Source organism: Curtobacterium sp. MCLR17_036, assembly GCF_003234445.2.
Lineage (GTDB): Bacteria > Actinomycetota > Actinomycetes > Actinomycetales > Microbacteriaceae > Curtobacterium.
Genome location: NZ_CP126269.1, coordinates 1,986,157 through 2,001,414 on the forward strand (window position 1 = coordinate 1,986,157; position 15,258 = coordinate 2,001,414).

Sequence of the window (15,258 nt, forward strand, 5' to 3'; positions counted from 1 at the left end):
TCCGGTGACGGATCCCCCCGGGTCGTCGGACGGGGGCCCGGGAGGCTCGTGGGACGTCACGACGGTCGCTGCGGACCGTCGGCGGTCACGTCCGGCACCCGAACCGGCCCGGACGCGGACGGCGCGCCGCCCACGGGTGGGCCCGACGGCGCCTCGGCGCTCGTCGGGACCGTGGCGCTGGTGGGGACGGCGGCGCTGGTCGGGGCCCCGGCGCTCGTCTGGGCGTCCGCGCTCGTCGGACCGTCCGCGCTCGTCGGGGCCTCGGCGCTCGTCGGACCGTCCGCACTCGTCGGGGTCTGCGCCAGCTTCGCGACGACCGCGGCCGCGGTGGCCGGGCCGACGCCGTTCACCTCGCCGATCTGCTCGGCGGTCGCCTCGCGCAGCCGCGCGACCGAGCCGAAGTGCTTGAGCAGCGCGTTGACCCGCGTCGGTCCGAGGCCCGGGATCTCGGACAGTCGCGACCGGACGTCACGCTTGCGCCGGGTGCGCTGGTGGGTGATGGCGAAGCGGTGCGCCTCGTCACGGATGCGCTGGATGAGGAACAGGGCCTCGGAGTTGCGCGGCAGGATCACCGGGAAGTCGTCGTCGGGCAGCCAGAGCTCCTCGAGGCGCTTCGCGATGCCGACCAGGGCGACGTCGTGTACACCGGCCTCGTCCATCGCACGCTTCGCTGCCTGCACCTGGGGCTGACCGCCGTCGACGATGAGCAGCTGTGGACGGTACGCGAAGCGCTTCGTCGGCTTCGACCCCTCGACGACCTCGTCCGTCGTGACGTCGGGGACGTCCGGCAGCTCGGCGTCCTCGTCGAGGCGGGCGAGCCGCCGCGACAGGACCTGGTACATGCTGTCGGTGTCGTCGGTGGTCTCCGCGATCGTGTACCGGCGGTACTGGTCCTTGCGGGGCAGGCCGTCCTCGAACACGACCATCGAGGCGACGACGTTCGTCCCCTGCAGGTGCGAGATGTCGTAGCACTCCATCCGGAGCGGTGCCTCGGTCATGCCGAGGGCGTCCTGGATGTCCGCCAGCGCCGCCGACCGCGTGGTGTAGTCCGCGGAGCGCTTGGTCTTGTAGAGCATGAGCGCCTGTGCGGCGTTCTGCGCCGCGGTGCGGGCGAGTCCCGCCCGGTCGCCGCGCTGCGCGGTGCTGAGCTTCGTGCCGCGACCGCCGCGCCGCTCGCTGAGCCACTGCTGCAGCGCGTCGGCGTCCTCCGGCAGGGCGGGGACGACGACCTCGCGCGGTGGCTCGTCGGTGACGTAGTTGGCCTGCACGATCTGCTCGACGAGCTCCCCCGTCGCGATGTCGAGCTCCTTGTCGACGACCCAGCCGCGCACACCGCGGATGCGTCCGCCACGGACCGAGAACAGCTGCACCGCGGCGGCGAGCTCGTCCTCCGAGATGCCGAACAGGTCGAGGTCGACGGAGTCGCGGAGCACGACCGCGGACTTCTCGAGCACGGCCTCGAGCGCACCGACCTGGTCGCGGTAGCGTGCGGCCTGCTCGTACTGCATGGCGTCGGCCGAGGCGCCCATGCGCTGACGCAGTTCGGTGATCACCCGGCGGTCGTAGCTGCCCATGAACCGGACGAACTCCTCGACGAGCGCACGGTGCTCCTCGATGCTGACCTTCTGGGAGCACGGCCCGCCGCACTTGCCGATCTGACCGGGGAAGCAGGGCTTGCCGGTCTGCATCGCCCGCTTGTAGGACGAGTCCGAGCACGTGCGGATCGGGAACACCTTGATCATCAGGTCGATGGTGTCGTGCACCGCCCAGATCTTCGGGTAGGGCCCGAAGTACTTGGCCCCCTTGATCTTGCGGTTGCGCGTCACCATCACCCGGGGCGCCTCGTCCGCCATGGTGATCGCCATGTACGGGTACGACTTGTCGTCCCGGAACTTGACGTTGAACGGCGGGTCGAACTCCTTGATCCAGGTGTACTCGAGCTGGAGCGCCTCGATCTCGGACCCGACGGTCGTCCACTCGACACTGCGAGCCGTCAGGACCATGCGCCGCGTCCGCTCGTGCAGCGTGGGCAGCGGGGCGAAGTAGTTGCTCAGCCGGGCCCGGAGGTTCTTCGCCTTGCCGACGTACAACACCCGGCCGGCCTCGTCGCGCCAACGGTAGACGCCGGGGTCGGTCGGGATCTCGCCGGCCTTCGGGCGCCACGGGACGGTGTCCGCCACCTACCGAGCACCCGCCTTCTGCTTCGAGCCCGCCTGCTTCTGGGTCGCCTGGCGCGCCCCGACGGCCTGCTGCTTGCCGACCCGGGCGTCCTGCGCGTCGAAGATCTCGCGCAGGAAGACGCCGGTGTGGCTCTCCGGGACGTCCGCGACGTGCTCGGGCGTACCCGTGGCCAGCACGGTGCCGCCACCGGCGCCGCCCTCGGGACCCATGTCGATGACCCAGTCGGCGGACTTGATCACGTCGAGGTTGTGCTCGATCGTGATGACGGTGTTGCCCTTGTCGACCAGGCTCTGCAGCACGAGGAGGAGCTTGCGGACGTCCTCGAAGTGCAGACCCGTCGTCGGCTCGTCGAGCACGTACACCGTGCGGCCGTTCGACCGGCGCTGCAGCTCCGTCGCGAGCTTGACGCGCTGCGCCTCGCCGCCGGACAGCGTCGTGGCGCTCTGACCGAGCCGCACGTAGCCGAGGCCGACGTCCACCAGGGTCGCCATGTAGCGGTGGATCGCGGAGATCGGCTCGAAGAACTCGGCCGCCTCGCTGATGGGCATGTCGAGGACCTCGGAGATGCTCTTGCCCTTGTAGTGCACCTGGAGCGTCTCGCGGTTGTACCGCGCGCCGCCGCAGACCTCGCACGCGACGTAGACGTCGGGCAGGAAGTTCATCTCGATCTTGATCGTGCCGTCACCCGAGCAGTTCTCGCAGCGGCCGCCCTTGACGTTGAAGCTGAAGCGACCGGGCTGGTAGCCACGGGTCTTCGCCTCCGGGGTCTCCGCGAAGAGCTGGCGGATGCGGTCGAACACGCCCGTGTACGTCGCCGGGTTCGACCGCGGCGTGCGGCCGATCGGCGCCTGGTCGACGTGCACGACCTTGTCGAGCTGGTCCACGCCCTTGACGCGGGTGTGCTTGCCCGCAATGTGCCGGGCGCCGTTGAGCTGGTTCGCGAGCACCTTGTACAGGATGTCGTTGACCAGGGTGGACTTGCCCGAGCCGCTCACGCCGGTGACCGCCGTGAAGACCCCGAGCGGGAAGTCGGCGTCGATCGTCTTGAGGTTGTTCGCACGGGCGCCCTGGACGCTGATCGTGCGCTTGAGGTTCACCTTGCGCCGCTCGGCGGGGACCTCGATCGCGCGCCGTCCGGCCAGGTAGTCACCGGTGACCGACTCGCGGTTCTCGATGATGCCCTCGTACGAGCCGGAGTGCACGACGCGACCGCCGTTGACGCCGGCGCCCGGACCGATGTCGACGACCCAGTCGGCGGTGCGGATGGTGTCCTCGTCGTGCTCGACGACGATGAGCGTGTTGCCGAGGTCCTTGAGCTTGACGAGCGTGTCGATGAGCCGACGGTTGTCGCGCTGGTGCAGGCCGATGCTCGGCTCGTCGAGCACGTAGAGCACGCCGGTCAGGCCGGAGCCGATCTGCGTCGCGAGGCGGATGCGCTGGGCCTCGCCACCCGAGAGGCCGCCCGCGCCGCGCGCCAGGGTCAGGTAGTTGAGACCGACCTCGAGCAGGAACTCGAGGCGGGCACGGATCTCGCGCAGGACGGCCGCGGCGATGTGCGCCTCGCGGTCGGTCAGCTCGAGCGTCTCCATGAACGCGTAGGCGTTGTCGAGGGACATGTCGGTCACGTCGGCAATGCTGCGGCCGTCGACCGTCACCGCGAGGACCTCGGGCTTGAGGCGGGTCCCGTCGCACACCGGGCACGGGACCTCGCGCAGGTAGCCCTGGAAGCGCTGCCGCTGCGAGTCCGACTCGGCCTCGGCGAACTTGCGCTCGATGTACGGCATGACGCCCTCGAAGCCGCTCGTGTACCGCATCTCGCGGCCGAAGCGGTTGCGCCACGACACCGACACCTGGAAGTCCTTGCCGGTGAGGATCGCGGCCTGCACCGACGGGTCGAGCCGGTTCCACGGGGTGTCGAGGTCGAACCCGAGCTCCTTGCCGAGACCGGCGAGGAGCTTCTCGAAGTACGAGTACAGCCCGCTCGTCCCGGTCCAGGGCAGCAGCACGCCGGACCGCAGCGAGGCCTCGGGGTCGCCGAGCACCAGGTCGGGGTCGACCGACATGCGGGTGCCGAGCCCGGAGCACTCCGGGCAGGCGCCGAAGGGTGCGTTGAACGAGAAGGTGCGCGGCTCGATCTCGGTGAGCGCCAGCGGGTGGTTGTTCGGGCAGGACAGGTTCTCGGAGTACGTCCGGACGGCTCCGGGCCCCTCGTGGTCGACGAGGTCGATGCCCACCGTGCCGTTCGTCAGGCGCAGCGCGGTCTCGAGGGAGTCGGTCAGGCGGCCGAGGATGTCGTCGCTCGCCACCAGGCGGTCGACGATGACCGAGATGTCGTGCTTGACCTGCTTCTTCAGCTTCGGCGGGTCGCTCAGCTGGATCCGCTCGCCGTCGACGATCGCACGCGCGTACCCCGACGCCGCGAGCTCCTGGAAGAGGTCGACGAACTCGCCCTTCTTCTTCGAGACGACCGGCGCGAGCACCTGGAAGCGGGTGCCGGACTCGAAGGCCATGAGCTGGTCGGCGATCTGCTGCACGCTCTGCTTGCTGATGACCTCGCCGCAGGTGGGGCAGTGCGGCACACCGATGCGCGCCCAGAGCAGACGCATGTAGTCGTAGACCTCGGTGATCGTGCCCACCGTCGACCGCGGGTTGCGGTTCGTCGACTTCTGGTCGATCGAGACCGCGGGCGACAGTCCCTCGATGAAGTCGACGTCGGGACGATCGACCTGGCCGAGGAACTGGCGCGCGTACGCGGAGAGCGACTCGACGTAGCGACGCTGCCCCTCGGCGAAGATCGTGTCGAAGGCCAACGAGGACTTGCCCGACCCGGACAGCCCGGTGAACACCACGAGGGAGTCGCGCGGGATCTCGAGGTCGACGTTCCGCAGGTTGTGCACCCGGGCGCCGCGGACGCTGAGCGTCGTGGAGCTCGTGGGCGTCGTCACGCCGGGGAGGTCGGGATCGGTCGGCTCGCCGAAGGCGTTCCGGCCGGGGGTCGCAGTGCCGCGGTCAGAGGTGATTGTCATCGCCGACGATTCTACGAAGTGGGTCCGACATCCGCCCGCGCGTCGCGGTCAGACGCTTGCGTCGAGAGCGAACGCGACCCCGGCCGCCCGCTCGCTCGCGGTCCACAGCCGTGCCGCCTCGGTCCGGTCGTGGGCCCGGGGCTGCGCCGGCACGAGCGCGGGAGCGCCCGCGAACTGGAACGGCCCGCCGGGGCCCCAGTACTCGCCCGAACGGACACCGGCACCGACGGCCGCGTGCACGAGCGGGTGCGCGCCGACGTCCTTCCCCTGCGCGACCCAGCCCGAGCCGAGGCGCATCCAGGCGGGCTCCGACCGGGTCGGCGCGATGTCCGGACGGGGCGGCGCCGCGGCGTCGAGCGACAGGCCGGGGTGCGCGACGACGCTCAGGACCCGTGACCCGGCGTCGGCCAACCGCTGCGCGAGCTCGAAGCCGAAGAGCATCACCGCGATCTTGCTGCGGGCGTACTGCCGGTGCCCCTCGTAGCGTCCGGTCGCGAGTGGGTCGCGCCGGTCGAGGGTGGCGAAGCGGTGCGCGATGGACCCGAGGTGCACGACGCGGCCGGTCTCCTGGTCGAGCAGGGGCAGCGCCAGCGCCGTGAAGGCGAAGTGGCCGAGGTGGTTCGTCCCGACCTGCAGCTCGACCCCCTGGGCGGTGTCCCGCCGCTGCGCGGAACCCACCACGCCGGCGTTGTTGAGCAGCGCGTGCACCGGCCCGAGGTCGGCGAGGGCGTCGACGGCCGCGCGCACGCTCTCGATGTCGGCCAGGTCGAGGTGCAGGTGCGCCAGGTCGGCGTCGGCCACGTGGCGACGGATGCTGCGCTCCGCCGCCGCGCCGCGCTCGCGGTCGCGCGTCGCGAGGACGACCCGGTGACCGGCGGCGGCGAGCTGCTCGGCGGCGTGGTACCCGAGGCCGGCGCTCGCCCCCGTCACGACGACGGTGCGGCGGGCGGTGTCAGCGGACATGACCGGCCGACTCCATCTGCCGCAGCGACTTCTTCAGGTCCTGGACCTCGTCGCGCAGTCGGGCGGCGAGCTCGAACTTCAGCTCGGCGGCCGCCTGCAGCATCTGGTCGTTCAGGTCGGCGATCGTGGCCTCGAGCTGGGTCGCCCCCTCGCCCGCGATGCCCTCGCGGCGCAGGTTCGGCGTGGGCGATCGACGCCCGTCCGCGGCACCGCGGCCGTTCAGCAGCGCCTTGGTGTCGTCGTTCTCGCGCTGCAGGACCTCGGTGATGTCCGCGATCTTCTTGCGGAGCGGCTGCGGGTCGATCCCCCGCTCGAGGTTGTAGGCGACCTGCTTCTCGCGTCGGCGGTCGGTCTCCTCGATCGCCGTCTTCATCGAGTCGGTCATCTTGTCGGCGTACATGAGCACCTGGCCCGACACGTTGCGCGCCGCGCGACCGATCGTCTGGATGAGCGAGGTCGACGAGCGGAGGAAGCCCTCCTTGTCGGCGTCGAGGATCGCGACGAGCGACACCTCGGGCAGGTCGAGCCCCTCGCGCAGCAGGTTGATGCCGACGAGCACGTCGTACACGCCCTGGCGCAGCTCGGTGAGCAGCTCCACGCGCTTCAGGGTGTCGACGTCGGAGTGCAGGTAGCGCACCCGGACGCCGGCGTTGCCGAGGAAGTCGGTGAGCTCCTCGGCCATCCGCTTGGTGAGCGTGGTGACGAGCACGCGCTCGTCCTTCTCGACGCGCTGCTTGATCTCCTCGAGCAGGTCGTCGATCTGGCCGTCGCTCGGCTTCACCACGATCTCCGGGTCGATCAGGCCCGTCGGGCGGATGATCTGCTCGACGACGCTGTCCGTGACGCCGAGTTCGTAGCGACCGGGGGTCGCGGACAGGTAGACCTTCTGGCCCACGCGATCGAGGAACTCCTCCCACGTGAGCGGGCGGTTGTCGAGGGCGCTCGGCAGGCGGAAACCGTGCTCGACGAGCGTGCGCTTGCGCGAGGCGTCGCCCTCGTACATCGCGCCGATCTGCGGGACCGTGACGTGCGACTCGTCGATGACGATGAGGAAGTCGTCCGGGAAGTAGTCGATGAGGCAGTGCGGGGCCTCGCCCGCGGCACGGCCGTCCATGTGCCGCGAGTAGTTCTCGATGCCCGAGCAGAACCCGATCTGCTCCATCATCTCGATGTCGAACGTGGTGCGCATCCGGAGCCGCTGGGCCTCGAGCAGCTTGCCCTGGCCTTCGAGCTCGGCGAGGCGTTCGGCGAGTTCTTCCTTGATGGCGCCGATCGCCCGGTGCATGACGTCGGTGTCCGCGACGTAGTGCGACGCAGGGAAGATCGACACGGCAGGCAGGTCGTCGATCACGCTGCCGGTCAGCGGGTGCAGCGAGGAGAGCGCTTCGATCTCGTCACCGAACATCTCGATGCGGATCGCGTGCTCTTCGTACATCGGGATGATCTCGATCGTGTCGCCGCGCACCCGGAAGGTGCCACGGGCGAAGTCGACGTCGTTCCGCTGGTACTGCATCGCGACGAACTTGCGGACGAGCTGGTCGCGCGAGATCGTCTGCCCGACGTGCAGGGCGACGGACGCGTTGATGTACTGCTCGGGCGTGCCGAGACCGTAGATGCAGGACACCGTCGAGACGACCACGGTGTCACGGCGGCTGAGCAGCGAGTTCGTCGTGGAGTGCCGGAGCCGTTCGACCTCGGCGTTCACCGACGAGTCCTTCTCGATGAAGGTGTCCGTCTGCGGGACGTAGGCCTCGGGCTGGTAGTAGTCGTAGTACGACACGAAGTACTCGACCGCGTTGTTCGGGAGCAGTCCGCGGAACTCGTTGGCGAGCTGTGCCGCCAGCGTCTTGTTGTGCGCGAGCACCAGCGTCGGGCGCTGGACCTGCTCGATGAGCCAGGCCGTCGTCGCGGACTTGCCGGTACCGGTCGCACCGAGGAGCACGACGTCGGTCTCACCGGCGTTGATGCGCCCGGCGAGCTCGGCGATCGCGGCCGGCTGGTCACCGCTCGGCGAGTACTCGCTGATGACCTCGAACGGCCGTATCGCCCTGGTCGGTTCGATCGCAACACCCATGACGCCAACGGTAGTCGGCACCACTGACACGTGCCCGCGCGCCGGTCGTCGGGCGTCAGGCGAGGAGGCGGGCCCAGACCTCGTCGGCGGACCGGACGGTGCGGTCCAGGTCCCCCGTAGCGTCGACGACGTGGTCGGCGAGTGCGAGTCGGTCCTCGTCGCTCGCCTGCGCGGCCACCCGGCGCTCGGCCTCGTCGCGGGCCATCCCCCGGTGCGTGACGAGCCGCTCGACGCGCTGCGCCGCGGGCGCGTCCACGACCACGACGGCGTCGAAGCGGATCGGGCGCGAACCCCGCGCCTCGGCGAGCAGCGGGACGTCGTAGACGACGACGGCGTCCGGGTCGGCGGCAGCTGCCGCGTCGAACGCCTGCTGCGCGAGCCGCCAGACCTCGGGGTGGGTGATCGCCTCGAGGTCCTTCCGCGCCGCCGCGTCGGCGAACACGACCGCGCCGAGCGCGGGGCGGTCGAGCGACCCGTCCTCGGCGATGACGCCCGGCCCGAACCGTTCCGCGACCCGGGCCAGTCCGGGACTCCCCGGTTCGACCGCCTGCCGGGCGAGACGATCGGCATCGACCACGACCGCCCCGTGCTCGGCCCAGCGTCGGGAGACCGTCGACTTGCCCGCGGCGATGCCGCCCGTGAGACCGATGATGCGCACCGACCCAGGCTACGACCCGGCGCCGACGCTCACGGCTCACGGCACACGGCACACGGCGCCCGCCGAGCAGGTGCCCGGGAACGCCGGAAGCCCGGCACCACGAGGGTGCCGGGCTTCCGGTCGGGGTGACCCGCTCGATCAGTTGGTCGAGCTGAGCTTCTCGCGGAGCGCCGCGAGCGAGGCGTCGTCAGCCAGCGGGCTGGCGTTGTTCGACTCGCTCGTGAACGACGACGACGCGGCGGCGGGCAGGTCGAAGCCGCCCTGCGCCTCGTCGGCGATGGTCTTCGCGACCTGCGCCTTGTGGGCTTCCCAACGCGACTGGGCGGCCGCGTACTGGCCCTCCCACTCGGTGCGCTGGGTGTCGTAGCCCTCGAGCCACTCGTTCGTCTCCGGGTCGAAGCCGTCCGGGTACTTGTAGTCGCCCTTCTCGTCGTACTCCGTCGGCATGCCGTAGAGCGCCGGGTCGAACTCGGTGCCCTCCGGGTCCACGCCCTCGTTCGCCTGCTTGAGGCTGAGCGAGATGCGGCGACGGTCGAGGTCGATGTCGATGATCTTGACGAAGACCTCGTCGTTGACCGAGACGACCTGCTCGGCGAGCTCGACGTGCTTGTTCGAGAGCTCCGAGATGTGCACGAGGCCCTCGATGCCGTCGGCGACACGGACGAACGCACCGAACGGCACGAGCTTCGTGACCTTGCCCGGTGCGATCTGGCCGATCGCGTGGGTGCGGGCGAAGACCTGCCACGGGTCCTCCTGGGTCGCCTTGAGCGAGAGCGACACGCGCTCGCGGTCCAGGTCGACCTCGAGGATCTCGACGGTGACTTCCTGACCGACCTCGACGACCTCGCTGGCGTGCTCGATGTGCTTCCAGCTGAGCTCGGAGACGTGGACGAGACCGTCGACGCCACCGAGGTCCACGAACGCACCGAAGTTGACGATCGAGGACACGATGCCCTTGCGGACCTGGCCCTTGTGGAGGTTGTTGAGGAAGGTGGTGCGGGACTCGGACTGCGTCTGCTCGAGGAGCGCACGGCGCGACAGGACCACGTTGTTGCGGTTCTTGTCGAGCTCGAGGATCTTCGCCTCGATCTCCTGGCCGAGGTACGGCGTGAGGTCGCGGACGCGGCGGAGCTCGATGAGCGATGCCGGGAGGAAGCCGCGGAGACCGATGTCGACGATGAGGCCGCCCTTGACGACCTCGATGACCGTGCCGGTCACGACGCCGTCGGACTCCTTGATCTTCTCGACGTCGCCCCACGCACGCTCGTACTGCGCGCGCTTCTTCGACAGGATGAGGCGACCTTCCTTGTCCTCCTTCTGGAGGACCAGGGCCTCGACCTCGTCGCCGACCTCGACGACCTCGTTGGGGTCGACGTCGTGCTTGATCGAGAGCTCGCGCGAGGGGATGACGCCCTCGGTCTTGTAACCGACGTCGAGGAGGACCTCGTCGCGGTCGATCTTCACGACGGTGCCGGAGATGAGATCACCGTCGTTGAAGAACTTCAGGGTCTTCTCGACCTCGGCCAGGAAGTCATCAGCCGAACCGATGTCGTTGATGGCGACCTGCTTAGGAGCCTTGGTCGTAGTGGTTGTCATGTAGAGATTGCTCCGAACGGACATGAGTCGGGCCGTGGCGGGAGGGGGATCAGCCCCCGTGGTGCTCCGCCGTGGCGATTGGTGTGTTGACGCGGATTGCGCCGCACAAGTCTAACCGCACCGGCGGAAGCCCCACAACCGTGCGGGGACCCGGCGCGTCATCCGACCAGGGCGCTCCGCAGGGTGTCCAGCCCGATGCTGCCGAGGGACAGCGCGCGGTGGTGGAAGGCCTTCAGGTCGAAGGCCGCGCCCTCGCGAGCGGCGACCTCGTCGCGGATCGACTCCCACACCCGCTGGCCGACCTTGTAGGACGGCGCCTGCCCGGGCCAGCCGAAGTACCGCGCGACCTCGAACCGGACGAACGCGTCGTCCATGTTGACGTTCTCGCGCATGAAGTCGAGGGCGTACTCCCACGTCCAGCCGCCGCCGTCGGGGTTCGTCTTCTGCAGGTGCACGCCGATGTCGAGCACGACACGGGCGGCGCGCATCCGCTGGCCGTCGAGCATGCCGAGCCGGTCGCCGTCGTCGTCGAGGAAGCCGAGCTGCTCCATGAGGCGCTCGGCGTAGAGCGCCCACCCCTCGACGTGCCCGGACGAGCCGGCGAGCTGCCGACGCCACGTGTTCAGCTCGCCGCGGTTGTAGACGCCCTGGCTGATCTGCAGGTGGTGTCCGGGGACGCCCTCGTGGTACACCGTCGTCTTCTCGCGCCAGGTCCCGAACTCGGTGACGCCCTGCGGGACGGACCACCACATGCGACCGGCGCGCGAGAAGTCGTCGGAGGGGCCGCTGTAGTAGATGCCGCCCTCCTGCGTCGGCGCGATCCGGCACTCGAGGCGGCGGATCGGGTCCGGGATGTCGAAGTAGGTGCCGGCCATCGCCTCGATCGAGGCGTCGCTCGTCTCCTGCATCCACCGCTGCAGCGCCTCGGTGCCGTGCAGGACGCGGGACGGGTCGGCGTCGAGGACCTCGATCGCACGGGCGACGCTCGCGCCCGGCTCGATCCGGTCCGCGATGCGCTCCTGCTCGTCGCGCATCCGGGCGAGTTCCTCGAGTCCCCACTCGTAGGTCTCGTCGAGGTCCACGGTGGCGCCGAGGAAGCGGCGGGAGTGCAGTTCGTAGGCGTCGCGCCCGACCGCGTCCACCGGGGTGGCGAGCGGCAGGAGCTCGTGCTCGAGGAACCGCCCGAACGACCGGTACGCAGCGGCCGCGACGGTGGCGCCGCGCTCGAGGTCGGCCCGCAGTGCCTCCGGCACGCTGCCGCCGTCGTCGAACGCGGCACCGTCGACCAGGCGGCGGAAGAAGCCGTCCTCGGCGCCGTTCCGGGCGGCCTGCTCCGCGATGAGCGCGACCTGGCGCTTGGCGGGGGTGACGTCCTCGCGCGTGCCCTGGAGCAGGGTCTCGCGGATGCCCTCGAGCGCGTCCGGCAGGGCGTTCAGCCGACCGGCGACGTCCTGCCAGTCCGACTCGGTGGCGGTCGGCATGAGGTCGATGATCTCGCGCACCGACTGCGCCGGGCTCGCGATCACGTTGAGGTCGCGCAGGTGGAGCTTCCGCTCGTGCGACTCGAGCACGAGGTCGAGCTCGGCTCCGAGGTCGGCCTTGGTCACCGCGTCGACCGCGTCGACCGCCGGCGCCGCGTCGAGCGCGCGCTTGGCCGCACGGGCGGCGTCGGCCGCGGCGTCGGCCCCGGCCGGCGAGGTGTCGCCGTACTCCCCCGTGCGTCCGGGGACGCCGATGTACGTGGCGGTCATCGGGTCGAGGTCGACGAGGGTGGTCACCCAGTCCTCGGCGACGCGGTCGACGGCGGACGGCTGGCGGACGGGTCGTTCATCGCTCATGCCCCGACCCTACCGACTGCCACCGCCGCGGCACTTCCGCGCATGGTGGGCCGTTCCGCGCGTGGGCAGTCGCGCCGGACGCCCTCCCACGCGCGGATCTGCTTCCCACGCCGCATGCGATGGGAGAGACCGACCACAGGACGGACGGGAGGCCCGGTGCCAGCCGGCACCGGGCCTCCCGTCCGTGGTGTGGTCGCGACCCGCGTCCGCAGCGCGCGGCTAGTGCGCTGCGCTCTCCCAGTTCGGGCCCACGCCGATCGACACGTCCAGCGGGACGGTCAGTTCGGCGGCGGCGCCCATCCGGGTGCGGAGGATCTCCTCGACGCGCTCCTGCTCGCCGGGCGCGACCTCGAGGATGAGTTCGTCGTGCACCTGGAGCAGCAGGTGGGAGTCGAGGCCCCCGTCGCGCAGGTCGTCCGCGACGCCGAGCATCGCGATCTTCATGATGTCCGCGGCGGAGCCCTGGATCGGGGCGTTCAGCGCGGCACGCTCGGCGTTCTCGCGCAGCACGCGGTTCGGGCTCTTCAGGTCCGGGAACGGGCGGCGGCGCCCGAAGATCGTCTCGGTGTAGCCGTCCTCGCGCGCCTGCTCGACGACGTTGCGCAGGTAGTCGCGCACCGCGCCGAAGCGGGCGAAGTACTCGGTCATCAGCGTGCGGGCCTCGGACTGCTCGATGCGCAGCTGCTTCGAGAGCCCGAAGGCGCTCAACCCGTAGGCCAGGCCGTAGGACATCGCCTTGACCTTCGTGCGCATCTCCGGGGTGACCTCGGACGGGTCGACGCCGAAGACCCGGGCGCCGACGAAACGGTGCAGGTCCTCGCCCTCGTTGAAGGCCTGGATGAGGCCGGGGTCGCCGGACAGGTGCGCCATGATGCGCATCTCGATCTGCGAGTAGTCGGCGGTGACGAGCGTCGTGTACGGCTCGGCGACGGCGAACGCCGACCGGATGCGGCGGCCGACGGCGGTCTTCACCGGGATGTTCTGCAGGTTCGGGTCGGTCGACGAGACACGGCCGGTGCTCGTGCCGGTCTGCTCGTAGCGGGTGTGGATGCGACCGTCGACGACCGCGGCGTCGAGCGTGTCGACGATCTGGCGCAGCTTCGTGGCGTCGCGGTGCTGCAGCAGCAGGCCGAGGAACGGGTGCGGGTGCTGCTCCTGCAGGTCGGCGAGGCTCGCCGCGTCGGTCGAGAAGCCCGTCTTCGTCTTGCGGGTCTTCGGCATCGCGAGCTCGGTGAACAGGACCTCCTGCAGCTGCTTCGGCGACCCGAGGTTGACCTCGTGGCCGATCTCGGCGAACGCCTGCTGGGCGAGTTCGGCGGCGCGCTCCCCCAGTTCCTTCGACAGCCCGGTGAGCACCGGGCGGTCGATCCCGACGCCGATGGTCTCCATGCCCGCGAGCACCGAGACGAGGGGCAGCTCGATGTCGTCGAGCACGGTGAGCGAGGACTCGTCGATGCGGGCGCGCAGCGCGGTCACGACGCGGAGCACGAACCAGGCGTGCACGCCGATGTTCACCGGGTCGGTCTCGGGCACGAGCTGGTTCGGGTCGGCGGTGGGGAGTTCCTCGCCGAGCTCCTGGTAGACGAGGTCGGCCAGGGGCTGGCCCTGCTTGCCGGGGTTGGCGAGCCAGCCCATGATCCGGGCGTCGCCGGCGACGCCGTTCACGGCGATGCCGACCGTGCCGAGGGCCTTGATCGCCGCCTTCGCGTCGTGGAAGTGCTTCGGGGCGTCGGACGCGAACCAGGCGGTGAGCTGTTCGTAGTCCTTCGCACCGCTGCCACCGGGGACGAGCACGGCGTCGTCGTGGGTGGCGATGCCGATCGCACTGAGCCGGCCGTCGATGACCTCGACCGCGACGCCGTAGCCGTTCGCCGCCTCGGTCGCGTTGCGGCGCTCGAGCCAGTAGCCGAGTTCCTCGTCGATGAGGGTCTTGACCGGCGGCGGGGTCGGGGCGCCGTCGTCGACCGAGCCCTCGGCCGCGGTGGCGTCGGACGGTTCACCCGAGCCGGCGACCTTGAACACGCGGTCGAGCAGGGTGCGGAACTGCAGCTTGGCGAACAGCTCGCGCACCGCGGTCTCGTCGAGGGGACGGAGCGCCACGTCGGCGGGGCCGACCGGCAGCTCCACGTCGGTGACCAGGCGGTTCAGCCGCCGGTTGCGGACCGCGCGGTCCTTCTGCTCGCGCAGGTTGTTGCCGACGACGCCCTTGATCTCGTCGGCGTGCTCGAGGACGCCGTCGAGGGAGCCGTACTGGGTGACCCACTTCACGGCGGTCTTCTCGCCGACCTTGTCGATGCCGATGAGGTTGTCGCTCGTCTCGCCGACGAGTGCGGCGATGTCGGGGTACTGGTGCGGCTCGATGCCGTACCGCTCGTACACCTTGTCGCGGTCGTAGCGGGTGAGCTCGGACACCCCGCGGACCGACGGGTAGAGCAGCGTGACGTCGTCGTTCACGAGCTGGATCGAGTCACGGTCGCCGGAGACGACGTAGACCTGGAAGCCCTGGGCGGCACCCTGCGACGAGAGGGTCGCGAGGATGTCGTCGGCCTCGTAGTCCTCCTTCGTCACGGTGGTGATGCCCATCGCCTCGAGCGCCTGCTGGAGCAGCGGGATCTGGCCCTTGAACTCGGCCGGGGTCTCCGAGCGGGTGCCCTTGTACTCGGCGTACTCCCGCGTGCGGAAGGAGAAGCGGGAGATGTCGAACGCGACCGCGAGGTGCGTCGGCTTCTCGCGCTGCAGGAGCATGAGCAGCATCGAGATGAAGCCGTGGATGGCGTTCGTGTGCTGCCCGTCACGGTTGACGAAGCTGTCCACCGGCAGTGCGTAGAAGGCCCGGAAGGCGAGCGAATGGCCGTCGATGACCATGAGGGTAGGCTTTGCGGAGTCCGACACCCGGACAGCCTACCGACGCCATCCGACACG

General features: G+C 70.3%; 8 protein-coding genes. All 8 read right to left on the reverse strand.

Features of this window, described 5'->3' with window-relative positions:
* Nucleotides 1-56 precede the first annotated feature (56 nt).
* The 8 genes from uvrC to polA all read right to left on the reverse strand — a co-directional run bounded on the left by uvrC (nt 57) and on the right by polA (nt 15,228).
* Nucleotides 57-2,180 carry an excinuclease ABC subunit UvrC gene (gene uvrC / locus DEI99_RS09410; RefSeq protein ID WP_111040499.1) on the reverse strand — a complete coding sequence of 708 codons (2,124 nt, stop codon included), beginning with the start codon at nt 2,178-2,180 and terminating at the stop codon, nt 57-59.
* Entirely contained in the window at nt 2,181-5,207 is a 3,027-nt protein-coding gene (gene uvrA / locus DEI99_RS09415; protein ID WP_258369153.1) for an excinuclease ABC subunit UvrA, read from the reverse strand.
* Nucleotides 5,208-5,255: 48 nt separating this feature from the next.
* Nucleotides 5,256-6,170 (reverse strand): SDR family NAD(P)-dependent oxidoreductase, encoded by a 915-nt coding sequence (locus DEI99_RS09420; RefSeq protein ID WP_111040500.1) that lies wholly within the window; start codon nt 6,168-6,170, stop codon nt 5,256-5,258.
* On the reverse strand, nt 6,160-8,244 hold the full coding sequence (gene uvrB / locus DEI99_RS09425; RefSeq protein ID WP_181434306.1) for an excinuclease ABC subunit UvrB: 2,085 nt from the start codon (nt 8,242-8,244) through the stop codon (nt 6,160-6,162). The genes DEI99_RS09420 and uvrB overlap by 11 nt, the downstream gene beginning before the upstream one ends.
* Nucleotides 8,245-8,299: 55 nt before the next feature.
* Nucleotides 8,300-8,902, reverse strand: a complete 603-nt coding sequence (gene coaE, locus DEI99_RS09430) for a dephospho-CoA kinase (protein ID WP_111040501.1) — start codon at nt 8,900-8,902, stop codon at nt 8,300-8,302.
* 138 nt (nt 8,903-9,040) lie between these two features.
* The gene (gene rpsA / locus DEI99_RS09435; RefSeq protein ID WP_111040502.1) at nt 9,041-10,498 is read right to left on the reverse strand and encodes a 30S ribosomal protein S1; all 1,458 of its coding nucleotides are present in this window, start codon (nt 10,496-10,498) and stop codon (nt 9,041-9,043) included.
* A gap of 158 nt (nt 10,499-10,656) precedes the next feature.
* The gene (locus DEI99_RS09440) at nt 10,657-12,336 is read right to left on the reverse strand and encodes a DUF885 domain-containing protein (protein ID WP_111040503.1); all 1,680 of its coding nucleotides are present in this window, start codon (nt 12,334-12,336) and stop codon (nt 10,657-10,659) included.
* A gap of 219 nt (nt 12,337-12,555) precedes the next feature.
* Entirely contained in the window at nt 12,556-15,228 is a 2,673-nt protein-coding gene (gene polA, locus DEI99_RS09445) for a DNA polymerase I (protein ID WP_111040504.1), read from the reverse strand.
* Nucleotides 15,229-15,258 lie beyond the last annotated feature (30 nt).

Excerpts from the sequence above, each read along its gene's own strand:
- uvrA (WP_258369153.1), bottom strand. The coding sequence starts at position 5,207 with ATGACAATCACCTCTGACCGCGGCACTGCGACCCCCGGCCGGAACGCC.
- DEI99_RS09440 (WP_111040503.1), bottom strand. The coding sequence starts at position 12,336 with ATGAGCGATGAACGACCCGTCCGCCAGCCGTCCGCCGTCGACCGCGTC.
- rpsA (WP_111040502.1), bottom strand. The coding sequence starts at position 10,498 with ATGACAACCACTACGACCAAGGCTCCTAAGCAGGTCGCCATCAACGAC.
- DEI99_RS09420 (WP_111040500.1), bottom strand. The coding sequence starts at position 6,170 with ATGTCCGCTGACACCGCCCGCCGCACCGTCGTCGTGACGGGGGCGAGC.
- uvrB (WP_181434306.1), bottom strand. The coding sequence starts at position 8,244 with ATGGGTGTTGCGATCGAACCGACCAGGGCGATACGGCCGTTCGAGGTC.